Here is a 16455-nt window from a genome sequence, read left to right on the forward strand (position 1 = left end):
GAACAATTAAGGAGGTCGTACAGCAATGACTGAACAGGCGGAACTGGAAGGTCTGGAATCTTACAAGGCAAAGATCAATCCCGTGACCAAAGGGACGGTCACCTGGAAAGAGGATCTCATATTCGAGGCGAGGACCCAGGTCGGGTATGATTTCGAATTTGACGGCAGGGTCCAGTGGGGGTGTGCGCCTACGGAGAGTCTCCTTTTGAGCCTGGGGGGCTGCATGGGAATCGACGTGGCCATGTTTCTCAAGAAGATGCGTGTGGAGCTGTCTTCCCTGAAGGTTGAACTGACCGGGGAGCGGAACCCGACGCCGCCTCAATATTACAAGAAGATAGATATCACCGTCCGTGCCTCGGGCGAAGGACTGAACGAAAACAAGATGAAACGGGCGGTAAAGCTCTCTCACGAGAAATACTGTTCCGTCTATCACTCCCTCCGGAAAGACCTGGAGGTAAATGTACATTATGTCCTGGAGTAGAATATGTTCCGGCTGACTGGTCTCAATCATCTGGCCTTTGCAACGGGCGATATGGACGGGACCATTCATTACTGGCGGGACCTCCTCGGGATGCGGCTGGTCGTGGCCATGGGCAAACCGGGATACCGGCAGTATTTCTTCGAGATTTCTCCGAACGACATGGTAACCTTTTTCGAATGGCCTGATGTGGAGTCCGTCCCGTACAAGCGGCACGGCGATCCGGTGAACGGTCCCTTCATCTTTGATCATGTTTCCTTCGGCGTCGAGAAGGAGGAGGATCTCTGGGAATTGATCGATCGGTTGGAGGCGGCGGATTTTCCCGTCTCCGATGTGATCGATCACGGTTTCATCCATTCTATCTATACCTATGACCCGAACGGTATTCCCCTCGAATTCAGTCACAATGTGGAAGGGGTCGATGTGAGACGGCGCCCCGTCATGGCCGATGAAGCCCCGTCGGAAGTGACCCGTGAGGGGAGTGAACCGCACCGGACCTTCTGGCCGGAGGTTGTGGAGCCGACGCCGGAAGGGGAACGAATTCTTACGCCGGGAGCGGGAAGTGAGCTCTTCCCCGGGGGAGAAACCGGTTAAGGCGGTACTTTCCTTGACAGTTCGGGGAGTTTCTGTTAGAAATCATAGGGTATGGGTCAACGGTTGATGAGGCAATCCGACCGAATTTCTGTATAGGGAAATGGATATGAATGTCAAAGAACTGATCAGAGAGGGGAACCACACGATCTACTCCATCGGCAAGGACGGGAGTGTGGCCGAGGCCATTGAACAGCTGGTGGAACATGAAATCGGTGCGTTGATTGTAACGGACAATGGAAAACCGGTAGGGGTTTTTTCGGAACGGGATGTGCTTACGACCTGGGTCCGAAAGGGCGACCGGATGTTCCGGGATATCAAGGTCCAGGAGGTGATGACGGGCAACATGATCGTGGTGGAACCGAAAGATGACCTGTGCTACGTGATGAATGTCATGGTCAAGAATCGGATTCGTCACCTTCCTGTCGTGGAGGATCATCATCTGGTCGGCGTCCTTTCCATCCGGGATGTGGTGAAGACGCAGGTGACCAATCTGCAGGCCGAAAATCATTACCTGAAAGAATATATCACCGACAAATATCCCGGTTAATTTTAACATTCGTTCAACGGGTCGTCCTGCCACTGTGAAAATCGGAATCATTGTAAAACCCCGCCTTGAGGCAGGGGAGGTTCTGCGGAGTCTCCTGTTCTACCTTCGTCAACGAGACGTGGAGATCTTTCTCGACCCGGAAACGGCGGGCCTGATCGGAGAGCCCGGATCCTGCCCGAAGTCCGAAATCCCCTCCAGGGTCGATTTGATTGCCGTTCTGGGAGGGGACGGTACCCTCCTGAGTGTGGCCCGCCTCATCGGCGCCCGGGATGTGCCGATCTTCGGGGTCAATCTCGGCAGTCTCGGCTTCCTGACGGAGGTGACCCTGGATGAACTCTATCCCACCCTTGATCGTGTGATCGCCGGAGAGGTCGATCTTGATGAGCGGATCATGCTCACAGCCTCCGTCATTCGTGAGGGGGAGAAGATCTCCAGCGATTCCGTCTTGAACGACATTGTCATCAACAAGAGCGCCCTCGCCAAGATCATCGATCTGGCCGCCTATATTGACGGGAAACATATCGCGAACTTTAAGGCCGACGGGCTGATCGTCTCCACTCCCACCGGTTCCACGGCCTACAACCTGGCGGCAGGCGGACCCATCGTTCAGCCCGGCATGCACTCCATCATCATCAACCCCATCTGCCCGCATATCCTGACCAACCGTCCCGTGGTCGTGCGGGACGCAAGCGAGATCGAGATTGTCCTTAAATCGGAGAACACGGAGGTGCATCTTACCCTCGACGGGCAGGTTGGTTTCTCCCTCCGGGGAGAGGATGTCATCCGGATCGTCAAGGCGGATCATACCCTCCGGCTGATCTCCGTGCCGGGGAAGAACTATTTTGATGTGCTGCGGACCAAGTTGAAATGGACGGAACGCTGATGATCCCGCCGCACATACTTCATCTGCGGTGTTTCTTCGGGTTTTTCGTCACGGCAGCGTATGATCAATATGCCTCATCCCTCGAAAACCTCGCTCCTTGCATCTGAAGCATGTGCAGTGAAATCATCATTTTTCTAAAAGGATAATGTTTTTATGGTGGAACAGTACGACCTGGTGATTATCGGGGGCGGGCCGGCGGGGATGGCGGCAGGCGTCTTTGCCGCACGTTACCGGTTGAAGACGATCATCCTCGAAAAGTCGGTCGTCGGCGGTCAGCCGGCGGTGGCCGAGCGGATTGAGAACTTCCCCGGTTTCCCGGAACTCGACGGGTGGGATTTTGCGACCCGGCTGGAAAAACATGTTACAAGCCTCGATGTCCCGATTTTGGAATCGGGCGAGGTCCGCGGAGTTGAGCCGGACGGGAAGGGGTACCGGGTCGTCGCCAATAAGGGAAGTTACGAAACAAAGACGGTCCTTGTGGCGACGGGCGGCCGTTCGCGGCTTCTCGGCGTGCCGGGAGAGGAGAAATTCTCCCGCAGGGGGGTCCACTATTGTGCCCAGTGTGCCGGCTTCGGCTATGAGGGAAAACGGATCGCCGTCGTCGGGGGAGGGGAGTCGGCCCTTTTGGGGGCGCTCTATCTTTCCGGGATCGGCCGGGAGGTTTTCCTGCTTCATCGCCGTGAGGGATTCCGGGGGGAAAAGGTCTTGCAGGAACGGATCGATGCTGCGGAGAAGATCCGGCAGATCCGAGGAACCGTCGTTGAAGAGATCCTTGGGGAGAAGACCCTCTCCGGGATTTGCCTCCGAAACGTCAAAAGCGGTGAGCGGACGACCCTCGAAGTGGATGCCCTCTTTGTTTATGTCGGCTGCGTTCCCAATACCGCTTTTATTAATGCCGAAAAGGATGCAAAGGGCTTTCTCCGGGTCAATCTCGCGATGGAGACTACCCTTCCCGGTGTCTTTGCCTGCGGGAACGCGGTCCGCGAAGATGCCCAGATCATCTCCGCCATGGGCGAAGGGGCCGTGGCGGTCCTCTCCGCTGCGGAATACATAACGGCCCACCTCGATATATGACTCAGCCGGACTAAACTGATTATACTTCGAAGTATGGATTTCGCAAGGGTTTTCCCCTGCCGCTAATCTATGGGCAGATTCTTCTCGTAAAGTGTGTAGGCGATCGGTTCCTTGTTCTCGTATCCGATACGGGCCCTTCTCTTCTCGTCCAGGAGATGGTATTTCACAACGATCTTCAAGGCGGCGGGCCTTGGTGTCGTATCGGTCTGGAAGGCAAAGGTATAGTCCCGGGGTTTCCCTTTCGGTAAACGCGTATCCCACAGGTCTGCAATGAAAGGACGCCACATAATATGCCTCTTGAGCATGAATGTTTTCTCTTTCAGGACATCTTTCCTGCCGTCCGTGAGTGTGAAGGTTACACTCAGATGCCGGTCGGGCGTGCCGGTTGGGAGAAAGTGGTCCGTGCCGGTGTTGGTCAGGGTCAGGGTGTATTTCTTTCGGTTTCGGCGGGGCGAGGGGTTTTCTTCCACCATGACGGTGAGTGCCTGCCGGATCATTGCCGGATCGTGGCCACCCCGCCAGAGGTGGTGCGCATGGCCGTTTTCCTCCTTTTCTTCGGGCATGTGGCAGCCGGTACAGCCGGCTTTCCTGCTGCCGGCTTCTTTGATTTCACGAAAGGTCCCGCAGGGCGGCAGCCGGTAGAATGTGTCCCAGCGCCTGCCTGAAACGAGATGGCACCTTCGGCATACACTGCTTCCATCGGTAAAGCGGGGGTCTTTGCGGACGGGGTGGGGGGCATCCCCACTTTCGCGGGGGCCGAGGATCACGCCGTCGGTAACGTGGCAGACGGCACAGGTCACCCCCTCTTTTTGAAGTTCCGGATCGAAGTCCGGGTTGGGCCGGAGGATGGGGTCGAGCTTGTCCCGGTCCCGGAATCCGAGAACGCGGTTCTCCTGCTGGTTTTCCAGCGGGATGTGGCAGTTCATGCAGATTTGTTGAGAGCCGTCGAAACGGGTATCGGCCTGGAAGTAGGGGTCGGTCCAGGCGCGGGCATGGATGCTTCCCGACCATTCTTCGAAGATCTCCCGGTGACATTTTCCGCACTCCCGTGCACTCAACGAGACGAGACCTGTCGGCAATTTCCCGGCCGGTATGGGGCGTTCAAAGGCTTTCGTTACCACAAAGATACTCAGGGGCCGCACGAAGCGGTAGAGCATGAACAGGCTGAAACTTGTGAGCAGGACAAGGAATATAAGCCGTTTCCGCATCTTCATCTTTTTCAAAAGGTGATTGTCTCCCGGTCTATCATCTCTCCTGCGAGGGTCGGGATGTGGGTGACGGTGAAACCGTCTATGATTTCCTCTTCGGGAATCTCATAGACCTTGACGCAGGCCCCGCAGACGTACATCGGAATTTTGGCTTCAAGGACCATGGGGAACAGTTCCCGTACCGGGGTCAGATACCTCCCCTCGATCGTGTCGGCAACTCCCTTCCTTGCCATTTTCGCCCCTTCGAAGATGAAGAAGAGGGCCAGGTCCGCCCCTTCGCTGATAAGGGACGCAGCCAGGGCGATTGCTGCGTTGGATCGGTCCTGGTCGTCGGTGGAATGGGTGATAACGAGCATGATTTTCTTTTTCATGATGGTTTCCCCCGTGGAAAGTTAAAAGATCAGACCGTTCATTTGGCCTCTTTATCGAAGGAACGGCAGAACATTGGTGAACTTCAGAAAAACAAGCAGGAGCAGAACGGCCAGACCCCGTTTCAGGAAGACCTCGGGGAGTTTCTTCTGGATCTTCGGCCCGATCTTTCCGCCGATGATCGCTCCCGCCGCGATGAGTGCGGCCATGGTCCAGTCCGGCGGATAGCCCATCAGGGCGTAACGGGCGACGCCGCCGATGGAGGTGGCAAAGGTCCCGCAGAGTGAGATCGGAACGGCCAGGTACATGGGAAATCCCATGACCGATGTCATGAAGGGGACAAGCATGAAACCGCCCCCCACGCCGAAGGCCGATGCGATACAGCCGATGACGATTCCACCGAAGAAGAGCGTAATCGGATTTGCGCGGAACTTCTCGCCCCAGAAGGTGAAATCGATTCCCATCGGCTGGAACCGGTCGATCCGGACGGCGCCCATCTCCGCCGTCCGCCCTTCGGCCCGGGCCTGTTTAACGGCTTCGTTGTATTTGGCCACGATGGCCTTGATTCCCTTCTTTTTGTTGATTCCCTTGCTGGTCGATTCCAGCCAGAGCTTGACTGCGAGGATCAGGCAGAAGAAACCCAGATAGAATTTATAGGCCTTCATCGGAAGGTAACGGGCCGAGTAGGTTGGGCCGATCCAGAAAGAGCCGATCAGAATTCCCGAAACGAAACAGAGGGCCACGGGCCAGGCAAGCCGCCGTTCCTTGAAATAGCCCCAGACGCCCGTGATGGGCGAGAAGATGGTCAAAAATAGGTTGGTCGGCTTGACCATGTTGGCGGCGTTGATTCCGATCATCCCCTGCGTTCCGAGGACGATGATCTGAAAGGCGGCGGTAAAGAGGCCTCCGGCCGCTCCCATGATGACGAACATGATCCCGATCAAAAGAGCGCCGAGAAAGACCACAAGAGGGTTCATGTAGGTCCCGGCGGCTTTGAAATAATAGCCGCTGCCGGTGATTTTAAAGTCTCCGGCGATTTGACCGTTGACCGTCACCGCCAGGTCCGTTCCGGGGGCCAGGTTCCGATTGGGGATCAGGGTAACGGAATAGTCTCCCGTTGATTTGTCGAGGCGGAGATGGACGTCCCGATTCCATTTCTCCGGGCTTTCAGAGAAGTCGCTCAGGACCATCCGGGTGCTTCCGCCGCCGATCGGTTTCTCCTTCGAAATCGTGTTCATCCCGAACTTGTCTTCGTGGGCGAAGATCAGCATCTTCCACTGGGCCTCGGTCCGGATGGGGGTGAGCATGGATCGGATTTTCGGGGGGATCTTCGTCCAGGGTTTGATCTTGTTGATTTTAACATCGTACCTGAAGGGGGGGAACCATTTGCCCCTCGAGATCATTTGCGGGTGTGCCAGTGCATCGGGCCTGTTGGTCACGATGTAGCAGGTCGGCGGAATTTCGGTCTCTCCGAATTTGTCCGCGAGTTTCTTTTTCTCTTGGGTTCCCATTGAGTCGGAACTTTGGAACCCTTTTTCGGCGGCAATTACCACGAAAAGGTCTTCCCCCGGCGGGATCCGTCCCTGCACGGTCATTGCCTCTCCGGCTCGCAACTGTTCCGTGGAGAGTCTGCCCGTGATCTCCGAGGCTGTTACGGAACCGATCGGCCACAGAACCGATGCGACCCAGATCAGGAGTACTGTAAAGAGTTTCTTGCGATTCATGTCTCTCTCCATCCGTGCCCCTTCCATTCGGGCGGGGAGTGCGGCCGGTGATGAACCACTCATCATTTACGGCTTTGAATAGCGTTCGATGACGGCATCGAGTCTTTTCAGAGGGGGTTCCACCCCGTCATAGAGGATCCCTCCTTCCGCTTCCACCGTTTCGATAAATTCCTTGCCGCTGACGATTACCGTGTCTTCCGGTTCCATGAGGCGGCCGTTGATCAGTACGGCGGCCGGCGCCGGATCGTCCGGTTTCCGCTGATCGTCGGGAAGGGTTTCCATCCGGACATTTTTGTAGGCCTCCATCAGAACGATCGCCATGTCCATGTAAATGCGGCACCGGCCGGCCGGCGGCTGCTTGTTGATGATCTTGATCGTTATAGATGGGTTCACGGGCGGTCTCCTTCCTAAATATAGTTGATGCCGGATCTTTATTTTTGCAATTTACGGTTCCATATGAAAAAAGATATATCAGGTCGAAAAGGAAACTCAATTAAGAAATATTTTGGAAGCTCCAAGTAGATTTTATGGATTCGCAAAGAGTTTACCAAACGTTGTTTTATTTTACGAAAAATGCTGAAAAAAATTTCTTGACATCGCCTTCGGAGATCTATATATTAGCAACCCGTTATATCCCAGAATGTATTCCGGGTAGTAGCTTGCGCTGTTTTACTTAAAGATCAAGATCAAAAAATCATCTGCAAGAATATGACGAAAGAACCAAGCTGATTTTTGCATTAGTATTTCGTTATATTCTTATGTCTGTGAATTCCGGTTTCGATCCTTGGTTTCCGTCTTAGCAGTGGATGAAAGGTCGCCGGGTCCTGTCGCATTATTCGGGTTTTAAATGATCACATTTGTTTTTCCGATCCGAAGCTGTTTCCGGAGGGGCAATCGTTAAGATGAAGTTGCAATCCTGCCTGAAAGCAAAGAGATCCGAGATTCTGACAAGATGGCACCGGGTGATCACCGATAGCTATTCCTCTGAGTCTGTTCCGTTTCTCAATAATCCGGATCCCTTTGCCAATCCTGTTGGAACGACCCTTCTGAAATCGATGGAAACTCTTCTGGATGAACTTCTATCCGGAGCGTCTCCTGATCGGCTGGCTCCTGTCCTCGACCGGATTCTCCGCATCCGGGCCGTGCAGGATTTTCTCCCTTCCCAGGCGCTTGCCTTTCTTCCAGCTCTGAAGGATGTGGTCCGGGAGGTGATCGGAGAGGAGGAGACGGATCCGGTCTCCGAGGAGGTCAGGGAATTCGATGCATTGGTGGATCGGCTGACTCTCCTTGCCGTGGATATTTATGTGAAGTGCAGGGAGACCATTTATGAAATCCGGGTCCGGGAGTTCAAGGACCGGGCCTATAAACTCCTGGAACGAGCCGATCTGGTTTGTGCAGCCGCCCCGGATTCTTCGGGAGGATTGTGAGGATTTGAAACCGGAAAACGAGAAGGACTATTTCAGAGAGGTAAACGTCAGATGAGAATTTTGCTTCCTTTGATCGCAGTCGTTGTTCTGGGTGCCGTCGCATTTTTGGGGGTGCAGACAGCGGGTTTACAATACTTCTTCGGGGTTGTGATCCCTTATGCAGCACTGGCGATATTTTTGTTGGGCGTGATCTACAGGATTCTGAGGTGGGCGGCTTCTCCGGTTCCCTTCAGAATCCCGACGACCTGCGGCCAGGAGAAATCTCTTCCCTGGATCAAAACGGATCCTCTGGAGAGCCCGAACGGCACGGCGGGTGTTATAGGCCGTATGGCGCTGGAGGTCTTTTTTTTCCGTTCCCTTTTCAGGAACCTGAAGTTCAGGTACAAGGCGGGCGATGGTTCAAATCCTTCCCTGACCTACCGCCGGACTCTCTGGCTCTGGCTCTTCGGTCTCACCTTCCACTGGTCCTTCCTCTTTGTTTTTGTCCGCCACCTTCGACTTTTTACACAGCCGATCCCCGCTTTTGTCTCGGCGATGAACGGCTGGGATGCAGGCCTTTCCAACATACTGCAACACTTTAATGTGCCCCCGCTTCATCTTGTCAATATCGTCGGTGCACCTCCCCTGCTGATCTCCGATGTGATCCTTGTAACGGCCGTGACGCTCCTTTTCCTCCGGAGGGTCTTGATCCCGCAGGTCCGCTATATCTCTCTTCCCGCCGATTATTTTCCGCTGTTCCTCATTTTCGCGATTGCGCTGAGCGGGATCTGTATGCGCTATTTTTTCAAGGTCGATGTGATTCATATCAAGGAACTGACGATGGGACTTGCCACCTTTCATCCGGTCGTCCCGGAGGGGATCGACGCCATATTTTTTGTGCATCTGCTTCTTGTCTGTACACTTTTTGCCTACTTTCCGTTCAGTAAGCTGGTCCATATGGCAGGGGTTTTTATGAGTCCTACGAGGAATCTGGCGAATAACAGCCGGGCAAAAAGGCATGTGAATCCCTGGAATTACCCGGTCAAGCTGCACTCCTATGAAGAGTATGAGGATGAGTATAGGGAACTGATGAAGAAGGCAGGTATTCCCGTGGAGAAGGATTAGAGACTATGGCTAAATACGTTGAGAAACCGGAAGAAACCGCACTGATCAATCATCAACCTCCGAAAACCGGGTGGATGGAAACGCCGACGGAGTTCCGTCCGGGCAATTGGTGCTACGGCGGAAAACCCTCGGTACTTGAAGTGCTCGGGATTCCGAATCCGAGGGAGTGGAAGCCGACGGATGAGGACTGGAAGCTTCCGGCAAACTGGAAGGAGATCATTTACGAAGGATTGAAGGATCGCCTGAGTAAATACAGATCGTTTAAAGTCTTTCTCGACATCTGTGTTCGTTGCGGCGCCTGTGCGGATAAGTGCCACTTCTTTCTCGGGACCGGGGATCCGAAGAATATGCCCGTCCTTCGTGTGGAGCTTCTCCGTTCGGTTTACCGGAAGGATTTCACCCTGGCCGGAAAGATCCTCGGAAAAATTGCCGGGGCCCGGACCTTGACGAAGGATGTTGTGAAGGAGTGGTTTTCCTACTATTACCAGTGTACGGAATGCCGCCGCTGTTCCGTGTTCTGCCCCTACGGGATTGATACGGCGGAGATCACGATGATGGCGCGGGAACTGCTTCACCTGGTCGGTGTCAATATCAACTGGGCGCTGGAACCGGCGGCCAAATGCTTTCAGACCGGGAACCATATGGGGCTCCAACCGCACACCTTCAAGGACAGTATTGATTCCCTTTGTGAAGACATCGAAGATATAACAGGGGTTCATATCGAGGTTCCGCTGAACAAGAAAGGGGCGGATGTCCTCTTTATTACGCCATCCGCCGATGTCTTCGCGGACCCGGGGATCTACACCTTCATGGGGTATCTCCTCTTGTTTGAACATATCGGTTTGAATTATACCATGAGTACCTATGCCTCCGAGGGCGGGAATTTCGGTCTCTTTAATTCCCAGGAGATCATGAAACGATTAAATGCCAAAATGTACGCGGAGGCAAAGAGGTTAGGTGTGAAGTGGATTCTGGGCGGGGAATGCGGACACATGTGGCGGGTGGTCCATCAATACATGGATACGATGAACGGCCCCGCAGACTTCCTGGAGGTGCCGGTCTCTCCGGTTACGGGGACACGATTCGATAACGCCGCCTCCACCAAAATGGTACACATCGCTGAATTTACCGCCGACCTTATTAAACATAACAAGTTGAAACTCGATCCGAGCCGGAACAACCACCGAAAGACGACCTTCCATGATTCCTGCAATCCCGCCCGTGCGATGGGCATTCTTGAAGAACCGAGATACATCCTGAAACATGTCTGCAACCACTTCACCGAGATGCCGAAAAACACGATTCGGGAGAAGACCTTCTGCTGCGGAAGCGGGACAGGACTGAATACGGACGAGTACATGGATATCCGGATGCGGGGCGGGCTTCCCCGCGCGAACGCAGTCCGGCATGTCCATGAGCAAAACGATGTCGATCTTTTGACCTGTATCTGTGCTATTGATCGGGCGACCCTCACCCCTCTGATGCGGTACTGGGTTCCCGGCGTGGAGGTCTCCGGCCTGCATGAGCTGGTCGGGAATGCCCTCGTGATGGAGGGGGAACAGGAACGGAGCACCGATTTGCGGGAAGATCCTCTGGAGGGGATGGAGGATGTTTAGCCGGGCCGGATATCCGGCTTCATCCGGTGGACAATAATTCAAAATTATGAGAAGAGGTTTGGACCTCTTGATTTTCTTTAATCACACATGTTATGGAGGATTCAAGAATGGCAACACTTGAAGTCAATGGAAAACAGTATGAACTGGATGAAGACGGTTTTCTGGCGGACATGAGCGAATGGAATGAGGACATTGCCGTTGCTCTGGCCAAGACCGAAAGCGTTGAAATGACCGAAGCCCATTGGGAGGTCGTCAATTTTCTGCGTGACTATTATGCCGAGTACAAAATTGCTCCTATGATCCGGATTCTGACCAAGGCGATCGGTAAGAAGCTGGGCAAGGAGAAAGGGAACACCAAGTATCTCTACGAGCTCTACCCGGCGGGACCGGCCAAGCAGGCCTGTAAAATTGCAGGGCTGCCCAAACCGACCGGTTGTGTGTAAAAGCAGACGGCGGGGTTCCTCCCGCCTTATTATTTCGATAAGAAAAGACCGGAGGGGGATGTTGAATCGTCGTCCCCGGTTACTCAAACGTACCTTTGCAGGCTGAGGGGGTACGGGGAATGGCGGGCTCTTTCGGGTTCATGTGGAAGAGCAACGATATCTTTTTATACTTATGATGGAGGGGAGATGAAATTCGGAATTCTCATTCAGGAAGGCCCCTATAATCACCAGGCTTCGGATAGCGCTTATAATTTCATCCAGGCGTCACTGGAGAAAGGGCACGAGATCACCGGCGTATTCTTCTATAATGACGGTGTCATCAATACCACGAAGCTGATGGACATCCCTGCAGACGACCGGCACATCAGTAAACGCTGGTCTGAGTTGGGGGCGAAGGGGATCCAGTTAATCGTCTGCGTGGCGGCGGCCAAACGGCGGGGGATCAATCCCGACGTGTTGATTGATAATGCCCGTATCGACGGACTGGGGCAGCTCAGTGAGCTTTGTATTGAATCCGACCGATTGATCACGTTCGGTGACTGATCGTCTCAGAAAGGAGCCGGAGACTCAAATGGAAGAACAAGCGCCAAGGAAAATTATGTTTGTGAATCGAAAGGCACCGCATGGTTCCATCTATGCCTACGAAGGACTGGAAGTCATTCTCATCTTTGGGGCCTATGACCAGGAAATCAGCGCTGCATTTCTGGATGATGCCGTCCTTTCGTTGAAAAAAGGTCAGGATACATCTGAAATCGGGACCAAGGAGTTTTCTGCGACCTTCCGTGTGTTGGAAGCCTACGGGGTGGAAAACCGTTACGTGGAGAGGGAATCTCTGGAACAGCGCGGGCTGACGGAGGAAGACTTGGTCATGGATGTGGACGTTGTTGATGGAGCGACCCTCCGGAAATATATGGGAGAACAAGACGTCCTGCTGCCCTTTTAGTGATGTGGATACCTGCAAGGAGGAAGAACATTGCTGCATATCGTGAATAAATCACCATTTAAATACAGAAATCTGGATACCTGCGTACGCGTCTCTGAGAAAGAGGACCCAATCATTCTCATTGAAGATGGTGTCTACGCCGCCCTGAAGGGGTCCAGTATTGAAGGGCTCATGAAGAAGACCCTGGAGGACCACCCTGTTTTTGCAATCCGGGCGGATCTCAAGGCCCGGGGAATCGACGAGGTTATGGAGGGGGTAGAAGTCTGTGATTACTCCTGCTTTGTGGATATGGTGGAAAAGCATGTCCCCTATTCCTGGCTTTGAGTCTGGATGAGGAATGACAAAGCGGCGGCGAAGAAGCTGCTTCGGGAAGGCCGTTACCCGGAAATTCTCAGTCGTCTTGGAGAGAAGCGAAGGACCGTTCGTCTGCTCCGGTCTCTCCTGTATGAAGATGAACGGATCATAAAATGGCGGGCCGTGACCATGTTCGGCCGGTTGGCCCGGGAAAACCCGGAACTGATCATTCCGGAAGTGGATCGACTCATCTGGTCCCTGAATGATGAAGCCGGGAGTATTGGACGAAGCGCACCGGAAACCCTGGGTGAAATTGCCCGGAACAATGCACGGATCGCCCGGGATGGGGGAAAGGTCGTTGTTCACTACATTGAAGATACAGAGACCTGCCGTCCTCCGAACCGGAATCTCGAAATTCTTGTCGGTGTCCTCTGGGCGATAGGGAGAATCGGTGAACGGCGGCCGGAGGAGGTGGAGGAGGTCCTTACAACGGTCGAGAGCTTCTGTAAAGACCCGGACGCCAATGTCCGGGGGCATGCTCTCTGGGCTCTTGGACGAACGCGGGTGGCCGGATTTATTGAATCGATTCGAAATTGCATGGATGACGCCGGCAGTGTAATTATCTACGAAGATGAATGGTTAAGGTCTTGTACCGTGGGACAACTCGCGCAGGACGCTTTGCGACAATAGAAACAGCCGGGCGAACAAGTCGCCTGAAAATGATACGGAAAGGGTGACAACAAAAAAGGTGAAGAAGTGTGAATTTTTATCATTATTTTTTCCCTCTGGATTCTACTGCGGAGGGGCGGAGGAAAGGAGAGCTACGGTATGGCAGATCAAAAATTAAGAGAAACTCCTCTTCTTGACGAGTTGAAGAAAGGCCCCTGGCCGAGTTTCGTCAACGACATGAAGAAGATGGCCGAACGGAAACCGATGATCAATGATCTTCTGGGACAGCTTGAGCTTTCTTACAAGGAGAAAAAGGGGCATTGGAAGCATGGTGGGCTCGTTGGCGTCATGGGATACGGCGGCGGGGTCATTGGGCGTTATTCCGATGCCGCCGAGCAGTTCCCCGCCTGTGCGCATTTCCATACCATTCGTGTGAACCAGCCTTCCGGATGGTTTTACACTTCTGCGGCTCTCCGTGAACTTTGTGATATCTGGGACCGGCATGGATCGGGTATGACGAACATGCATGGATCCACGGGCGACTGCGTCTTCCTGGGAACGACCACGGACGAGCTGGAGCCGATCTTTGCCGAGCTGACCGCCAAGGACTGGGATTTGGGCGGGTCCGGCTCCGATGTCCGGACGCCGAGCTGCTGTAACGGGATGGCCCGCTGTGAATATGCCTGCTACGATACCATGGATGCCTGTTATAACTTTACCATGGAGTATCAGGATGAGCTGCATCGTCCGGCCTTCCCTTATAAATGGAAGTTCAAATTCTCCGGTTGTCCCAATGATTGCGTGGCCTCGATTGCCCGTTCCGATATGTCCGTGATCGGGACTTGGCGGGATGATATCCGGATCGATCAGGCTGCCGTGCAAGAATATGCCGACAGCGGCATGGAGATTCGTTCGGATGTGATTCGCAAATGTCCGACCTCCTGCATGAGCTACGACGGCAAGGAGATCACGATCGACAACAAGAACTGCACTCGCTGCATGCACTGCATCAATGTCATGCCCAAAGCCCTTCGGCCCGGACTGGACAAGGGGGCGACGCTGCTGATCGGTGCCAAGGCCCCGATTATTGAAGGAGCGCTTCTCGCCACGGTTCTCGTTCCCTTTATCAAGATGGACAAGGAGGATGATTACCAGGAATTCAAGGACCTGATCGAGCGGATCTGGGATTTCTGGGATGACCATGGTGTGAATCGTGAACGGATCGGTGAATGTATTGAGCGTGTAGGGCTGGGGAATTTCCTCGAAGCAATCGAGGCCGATCCTCTGCCGGAGCATGTCAAGCATCCTCGTACGAACCCCTACATCTTCTACGATGAATATTTTGAGGAAGTGGATGACGCCGAGGCGGAGAAAGCATGATGCTTTCGGCAGGCAGTGGGGAGAATGCAAAGAGATAACGATTTTGAATTGATCATACACATTAGGAGGAAAAGGAAATGGCTGAACCTGCAGCACCGAGAAAAACCGATATCGGACCGCCTCAATATGACCAGTTTCTCCATCCGGTCATTAAGAAGAACTACGGAAAGTGGAAATACCACGAGATTCTGAAACCGGGCGTCATGGTCCATGTCTCCGAAACGGGCGACAAGATCTATTCTATTCGTGTGGGGTCCCCCCGCCTGATCAGTGTCGATGTGATTCGGATGTTTGCCGATATGGCCGACAAGTATTGTGACGGATATCTTCGTTTTACGAGCCGGAACAATGTCGAGTTCCTGACCGACAAGGAAGGGAATATCGATCCTCTGATCAAGGACATTCAGGCCAACGGTTTTCCCGTGGGCGGAACGGGAAACTCCATTTCAAATATTATTCACACCCAGGGATGGGTTCATTGTCACTCTGCGGCAACCGATGTTTCTGGTGTGGTGAAAGCGACGATGGACGACCTCTATGAGTACTTTGTGGAGATGAAACTTCCCCACAAGATCAAGATTGCGGCGGCTTGCTGCCTCAATATGTGTGGGGCCGTTCACTGCTCCGATATTGCCATTCTGGGGATTCACCGGCGTCCGCCTCAGATCGACGACGCGCAAGTTTCAAACGTCTGTGAGATTCCGACGACCGTTTCGTCCTGTCCCACGGCGGCGATTCGTCCGACGACGGTTGAAGGCAAGCAGACCGTCAAGGTTGACGGCGACCGGTGCATGTTCTGTGCGAACTGCTACACGGTCTGCCCGGCCATGCCGATTGCCGATCCGCTGAACGACGGCATCTCGATCTGGGTCGGCGGCAAGGTCTCCAATGCCCGTTCGGAGCCTATGTTCACGAAGCTGGCGGTTCCCTTTATTCCGAACAATCCGCCCCGCTGGCCGGAAGTGACTGAGGCGATCAAGAAGATCGTTGAGGTCTATGCCGCCGGTGCACAGCGTTACGAACGGCTTGGGGAATGGATTGACCGTATCGGCTGGCCGCAATTCTTTGATCTGACCGGATTTGAATTCACGAAATATCATATTGATGATTTCAGGCATGCAGGCGAGACCTTCCATCGGTCCGCCCAGATCAAATTCAAATAGGAGAATGATTATGTCGGAAATGACGACCGAGCAGATTGCGGATGAGATGTTCAACCTGGTGAAGGAGTATGCAGGGAAGAAGCGTTTCAAGGCGACCGACCTCACCAAAGAAGTTATTGCCAAGCATGGTGACAGTGTCAACAAAAAGGCCTGCAAGGCAGCGCTTCGTACCTTAATGGATTCCGGACGCTGTGTTTACGGCTATGCCGGTGGGAGTTTTATTTCACTTCCCGGGATAGAAGGTGCAGCCAAGTAATCAAGGCGCTTTCATCGGACTGATCTTATGATTCGTTATTGAATGTGTTTGAACGGATAGCCGGTCGACGCGGGACCCAAGGTCGGCTCTGTCGGGTGTCCGGCTATCTTTTCCTCTTTTGCGGAACAAAGTTCCGCAAAAGAGGAAAAGCAGACGTACAGGCTGGTCAGTGAGTGTGTAGATTGTCAACCCTCCGGGATCGTAATAAAGCCTCAGACAATGTAACCGTAAAGAAGGGATTGCAAGGCAATCATATTCAGGTAACCTTTTAAATAAGGAGTGT

Annotated in this window: 20 protein-coding genes; 16 read left to right on the top strand and 4 right to left on the bottom strand. The window is 53.7% G+C overall.

Going from position 1 to position 16455, the window contains the following annotated elements:
- Positions 1-25: 25 nt before the first annotated feature.
- The 5 genes from GXP58_03450 to GXP58_03470 all read left to right on the top strand — a co-directional run bounded on the left by GXP58_03450 (position 26) and on the right by GXP58_03470 (position 3576).
- Positions 26-481: an OsmC family protein gene (locus GXP58_03450; GenBank protein ID NOY52658.1), complete on the top strand. Its 456-nt coding sequence runs from the start codon at positions 26-28 to the stop codon at positions 479-481.
- 3 nt (positions 482-484) lie between these two features.
- Complete coding sequence (locus tag GXP58_03455) at positions 485-1072, top strand: VOC family protein (protein ID NOY52659.1); 588 nt, start codon at positions 485-487, stop codon at positions 1070-1072.
- Between the two features lie 106 nt (positions 1073-1178).
- A complete protein-coding gene (locus tag GXP58_03460) occupies positions 1179-1619 on the top strand; it encodes a CBS domain-containing protein (GenBank protein ID NOY52660.1) in 441 nt (146 codons plus the stop codon).
- A gap of 34 nt (positions 1620-1653) precedes the next feature.
- Complete coding sequence (locus GXP58_03465; protein NOY52661.1) at positions 1654-2502, top strand: NAD(+) kinase; 849 nt, start codon at positions 1654-1656, stop codon at positions 2500-2502.
- 153 nt (positions 2503-2655) lie between these two features.
- Entirely contained in the window at positions 2656-3576 is a 921-nt protein-coding gene (locus GXP58_03470; GenBank protein NOY52662.1) for an FAD-dependent oxidoreductase, read from the top strand.
- A 62-nt stretch (positions 3577-3638) separates the two neighbouring features.
- On the opposite strand, the gene GXP58_03475 is transcribed toward GXP58_03470, so the two are convergent.
- The 4 genes from GXP58_03475 to GXP58_03490 all read right to left on the bottom strand — a co-directional run bounded on the left by GXP58_03475 (position 3639) and on the right by GXP58_03490 (position 7270).
- The gene (locus tag GXP58_03475) at positions 3639-4799 is read right to left on the bottom strand and encodes a hypothetical protein (GenBank protein NOY52663.1); all 1161 of its coding nucleotides are present in this window, start codon (positions 4797-4799) and stop codon (positions 3639-3641) included.
- Positions 4796-5155, bottom strand: a complete 360-nt coding sequence (locus GXP58_03480) for a hypothetical protein (protein ID NOY52664.1) — start codon at positions 5153-5155, stop codon at positions 4796-4798. The genes GXP58_03475 and GXP58_03480 overlap by 4 nt, the downstream gene beginning before the upstream one ends.
- 51 nt (positions 5156-5206) lie before the next feature.
- Positions 5207-6877, bottom strand: coding sequence for a sulfite exporter TauE/SafE family protein (locus GXP58_03485; protein NOY52665.1), 1671 nt, complete (start codon positions 6875-6877; stop codon positions 5207-5209).
- Between the two features lie 66 nt (positions 6878-6943).
- Positions 6944-7270: a hypothetical protein gene (locus GXP58_03490; GenBank protein NOY52666.1), complete on the bottom strand. Its 327-nt coding sequence runs from the start codon at positions 7268-7270 to the stop codon at positions 6944-6946.
- Positions 7271-7779: 509 nt separating this feature from the next.
- Here GXP58_03490 and GXP58_03495 point away from each other — a divergent pair.
- The 11 genes from GXP58_03495 to GXP58_03545 all read left to right on the top strand — a co-directional run bounded on the left by GXP58_03495 (position 7780) and on the right by GXP58_03545 (position 16172).
- Positions 7780-8304, top strand: a complete 525-nt coding sequence (locus GXP58_03495) for a hypothetical protein (GenBank protein NOY52667.1) — start codon at positions 7780-7782, stop codon at positions 8302-8304.
- Between the two features lie 51 nt (positions 8305-8355).
- On the top strand, positions 8356-9408 hold the full coding sequence (locus GXP58_03500; GenBank protein ID NOY52668.1) for a menaquinol oxidoreductase: 1053 nt from the start codon (positions 8356-8358) through the stop codon (positions 9406-9408).
- 5 nt (positions 9409-9413) lie between these two features.
- Entirely contained in the window at positions 9414-11024 is a 1611-nt protein-coding gene (locus GXP58_03505) for a (Fe-S)-binding protein (GenBank protein NOY52669.1), read from the top strand.
- Between the two features lie 107 nt (positions 11025-11131).
- Positions 11132-11467, top strand: coding sequence for a TusE/DsrC/DsvC family sulfur relay protein (locus GXP58_03510; GenBank protein NOY52670.1), 336 nt, complete (start codon positions 11132-11134; stop codon positions 11465-11467).
- 186 nt (positions 11468-11653) lie between these two features.
- Positions 11654-12010, top strand: coding sequence for a sulfurtransferase complex subunit TusD (tusD, locus tag GXP58_03515; GenBank protein NOY52671.1), 357 nt, complete (start codon positions 11654-11656; stop codon positions 12008-12010).
- Between the two features lie 28 nt (positions 12011-12038).
- A complete protein-coding gene (gene tusC, locus GXP58_03520; protein NOY52672.1) occupies positions 12039-12410 on the top strand; it encodes a sulfurtransferase complex subunit TusC in 372 nt (123 codons plus the stop codon).
- 30 nt (positions 12411-12440) lie between these two features.
- Positions 12441-12734 (top strand): sulfurtransferase complex subunit TusB, encoded by a 294-nt coding sequence (gene dsrH, locus GXP58_03525; protein ID NOY52673.1) that lies wholly within the window; start codon positions 12441-12443, stop codon positions 12732-12734.
- Between the two features lie 6 nt (positions 12735-12740).
- Positions 12741-13394, top strand: a complete 654-nt coding sequence (locus GXP58_03530; protein ID NOY52674.1) for a hypothetical protein — start codon at positions 12741-12743, stop codon at positions 13392-13394.
- 138 nt (positions 13395-13532) lie between these two features.
- Positions 13533-14753: a dissimilatory-type sulfite reductase subunit alpha gene (gene dsrA / locus GXP58_03535; protein ID NOY52675.1), complete on the top strand. Its 1221-nt coding sequence runs from the start codon at positions 13533-13535 to the stop codon at positions 14751-14753.
- 77 nt (positions 14754-14830) lie between these two features.
- Positions 14831-15916, top strand: a complete 1086-nt coding sequence (dsrB, locus tag GXP58_03540) for a dissimilatory-type sulfite reductase subunit beta (GenBank protein ID NOY52676.1) — start codon at positions 14831-14833, stop codon at positions 15914-15916.
- Between the two features lie 10 nt (positions 15917-15926).
- Positions 15927-16172, top strand: coding sequence for a hypothetical protein (locus GXP58_03545; GenBank protein ID NOY52677.1), 246 nt, complete (start codon positions 15927-15929; stop codon positions 16170-16172).
- Positions 16173-16455: the final 283 nt, after the last annotated feature.

The sequence above is a fragment of the Deltaproteobacteria bacterium genome (assembly GCA_013151235.1).
Classification (GTDB): domain Bacteria; phylum CG2-30-53-67; class CG2-30-53-67; order CG2-30-53-67; family CG2-30-53-67; genus JAADIO01.

What these genes read in the sequence shown, in the direction of transcription:
- GXP58_03505 (NOY52669.1), top strand. Translation starts at nt 9,414, where the DNA reads ATGGCTAAATACGTTGAGAAACCGGAAGAAACCGCACTGATCAATCAT.
- GXP58_03460 (NOY52660.1), top strand. Translation starts at nt 1,179, where the DNA reads ATGAATGTCAAAGAACTGATCAGAGAGGGGAACCACACGATCTACTCC.
- GXP58_03485 (NOY52665.1), bottom strand. Translation starts at nt 6,877, where the DNA reads ATGAATCGCAAGAAACTCTTTACAGTACTCCTGATCTGGGTCGCATCG.
- tusD (NOY52671.1), top strand. Translation starts at nt 11,654, where the DNA reads ATGAAATTCGGAATTCTCATTCAGGAAGGCCCCTATAATCACCAGGCT.
- dsrA (NOY52675.1), top strand. Translation starts at nt 13,533, where the DNA reads ATGGCAGATCAAAAATTAAGAGAAACTCCTCTTCTTGACGAGTTGAAG.
- tusC (NOY52672.1), top strand. Translation starts at nt 12,039, where the DNA reads ATGGAAGAACAAGCGCCAAGGAAAATTATGTTTGTGAATCGAAAGGCA.
- GXP58_03530 (NOY52674.1), top strand. Translation starts at nt 12,741, where the DNA reads ATGAGGAATGACAAAGCGGCGGCGAAGAAGCTGCTTCGGGAAGGCCGT.
- GXP58_03510 (NOY52670.1), top strand. Translation starts at nt 11,132, where the DNA reads ATGGCAACACTTGAAGTCAATGGAAAACAGTATGAACTGGATGAAGAC.
- dsrB (NOY52676.1), top strand. Translation starts at nt 14,831, where the DNA reads ATGGCTGAACCTGCAGCACCGAGAAAAACCGATATCGGACCGCCTCAA.
- GXP58_03480 (NOY52664.1), bottom strand. Translation starts at nt 5,155, where the DNA reads ATGAAAAAGAAAATCATGCTCGTTATCACCCATTCCACCGACGACCAG.
- GXP58_03470 (NOY52662.1), top strand. Translation starts at nt 2,656, where the DNA reads ATGGTGGAACAGTACGACCTGGTGATTATCGGGGGCGGGCCGGCGGGG.
- GXP58_03455 (NOY52659.1), top strand. Translation starts at nt 485, where the DNA reads ATGTTCCGGCTGACTGGTCTCAATCATCTGGCCTTTGCAACGGGCGAT.
- GXP58_03450 (NOY52658.1), top strand. Translation starts at nt 26, where the DNA reads ATGACTGAACAGGCGGAACTGGAAGGTCTGGAATCTTACAAGGCAAAG.
- GXP58_03545 (NOY52677.1), top strand. Translation starts at nt 15,927, where the DNA reads ATGTCGGAAATGACGACCGAGCAGATTGCGGATGAGATGTTCAACCTG.
- GXP58_03495 (NOY52667.1), top strand. Translation starts at nt 7,780, where the DNA reads ATGAAGTTGCAATCCTGCCTGAAAGCAAAGAGATCCGAGATTCTGACA.
- GXP58_03500 (NOY52668.1), top strand. Translation starts at nt 8,356, where the DNA reads ATGAGAATTTTGCTTCCTTTGATCGCAGTCGTTGTTCTGGGTGCCGTC.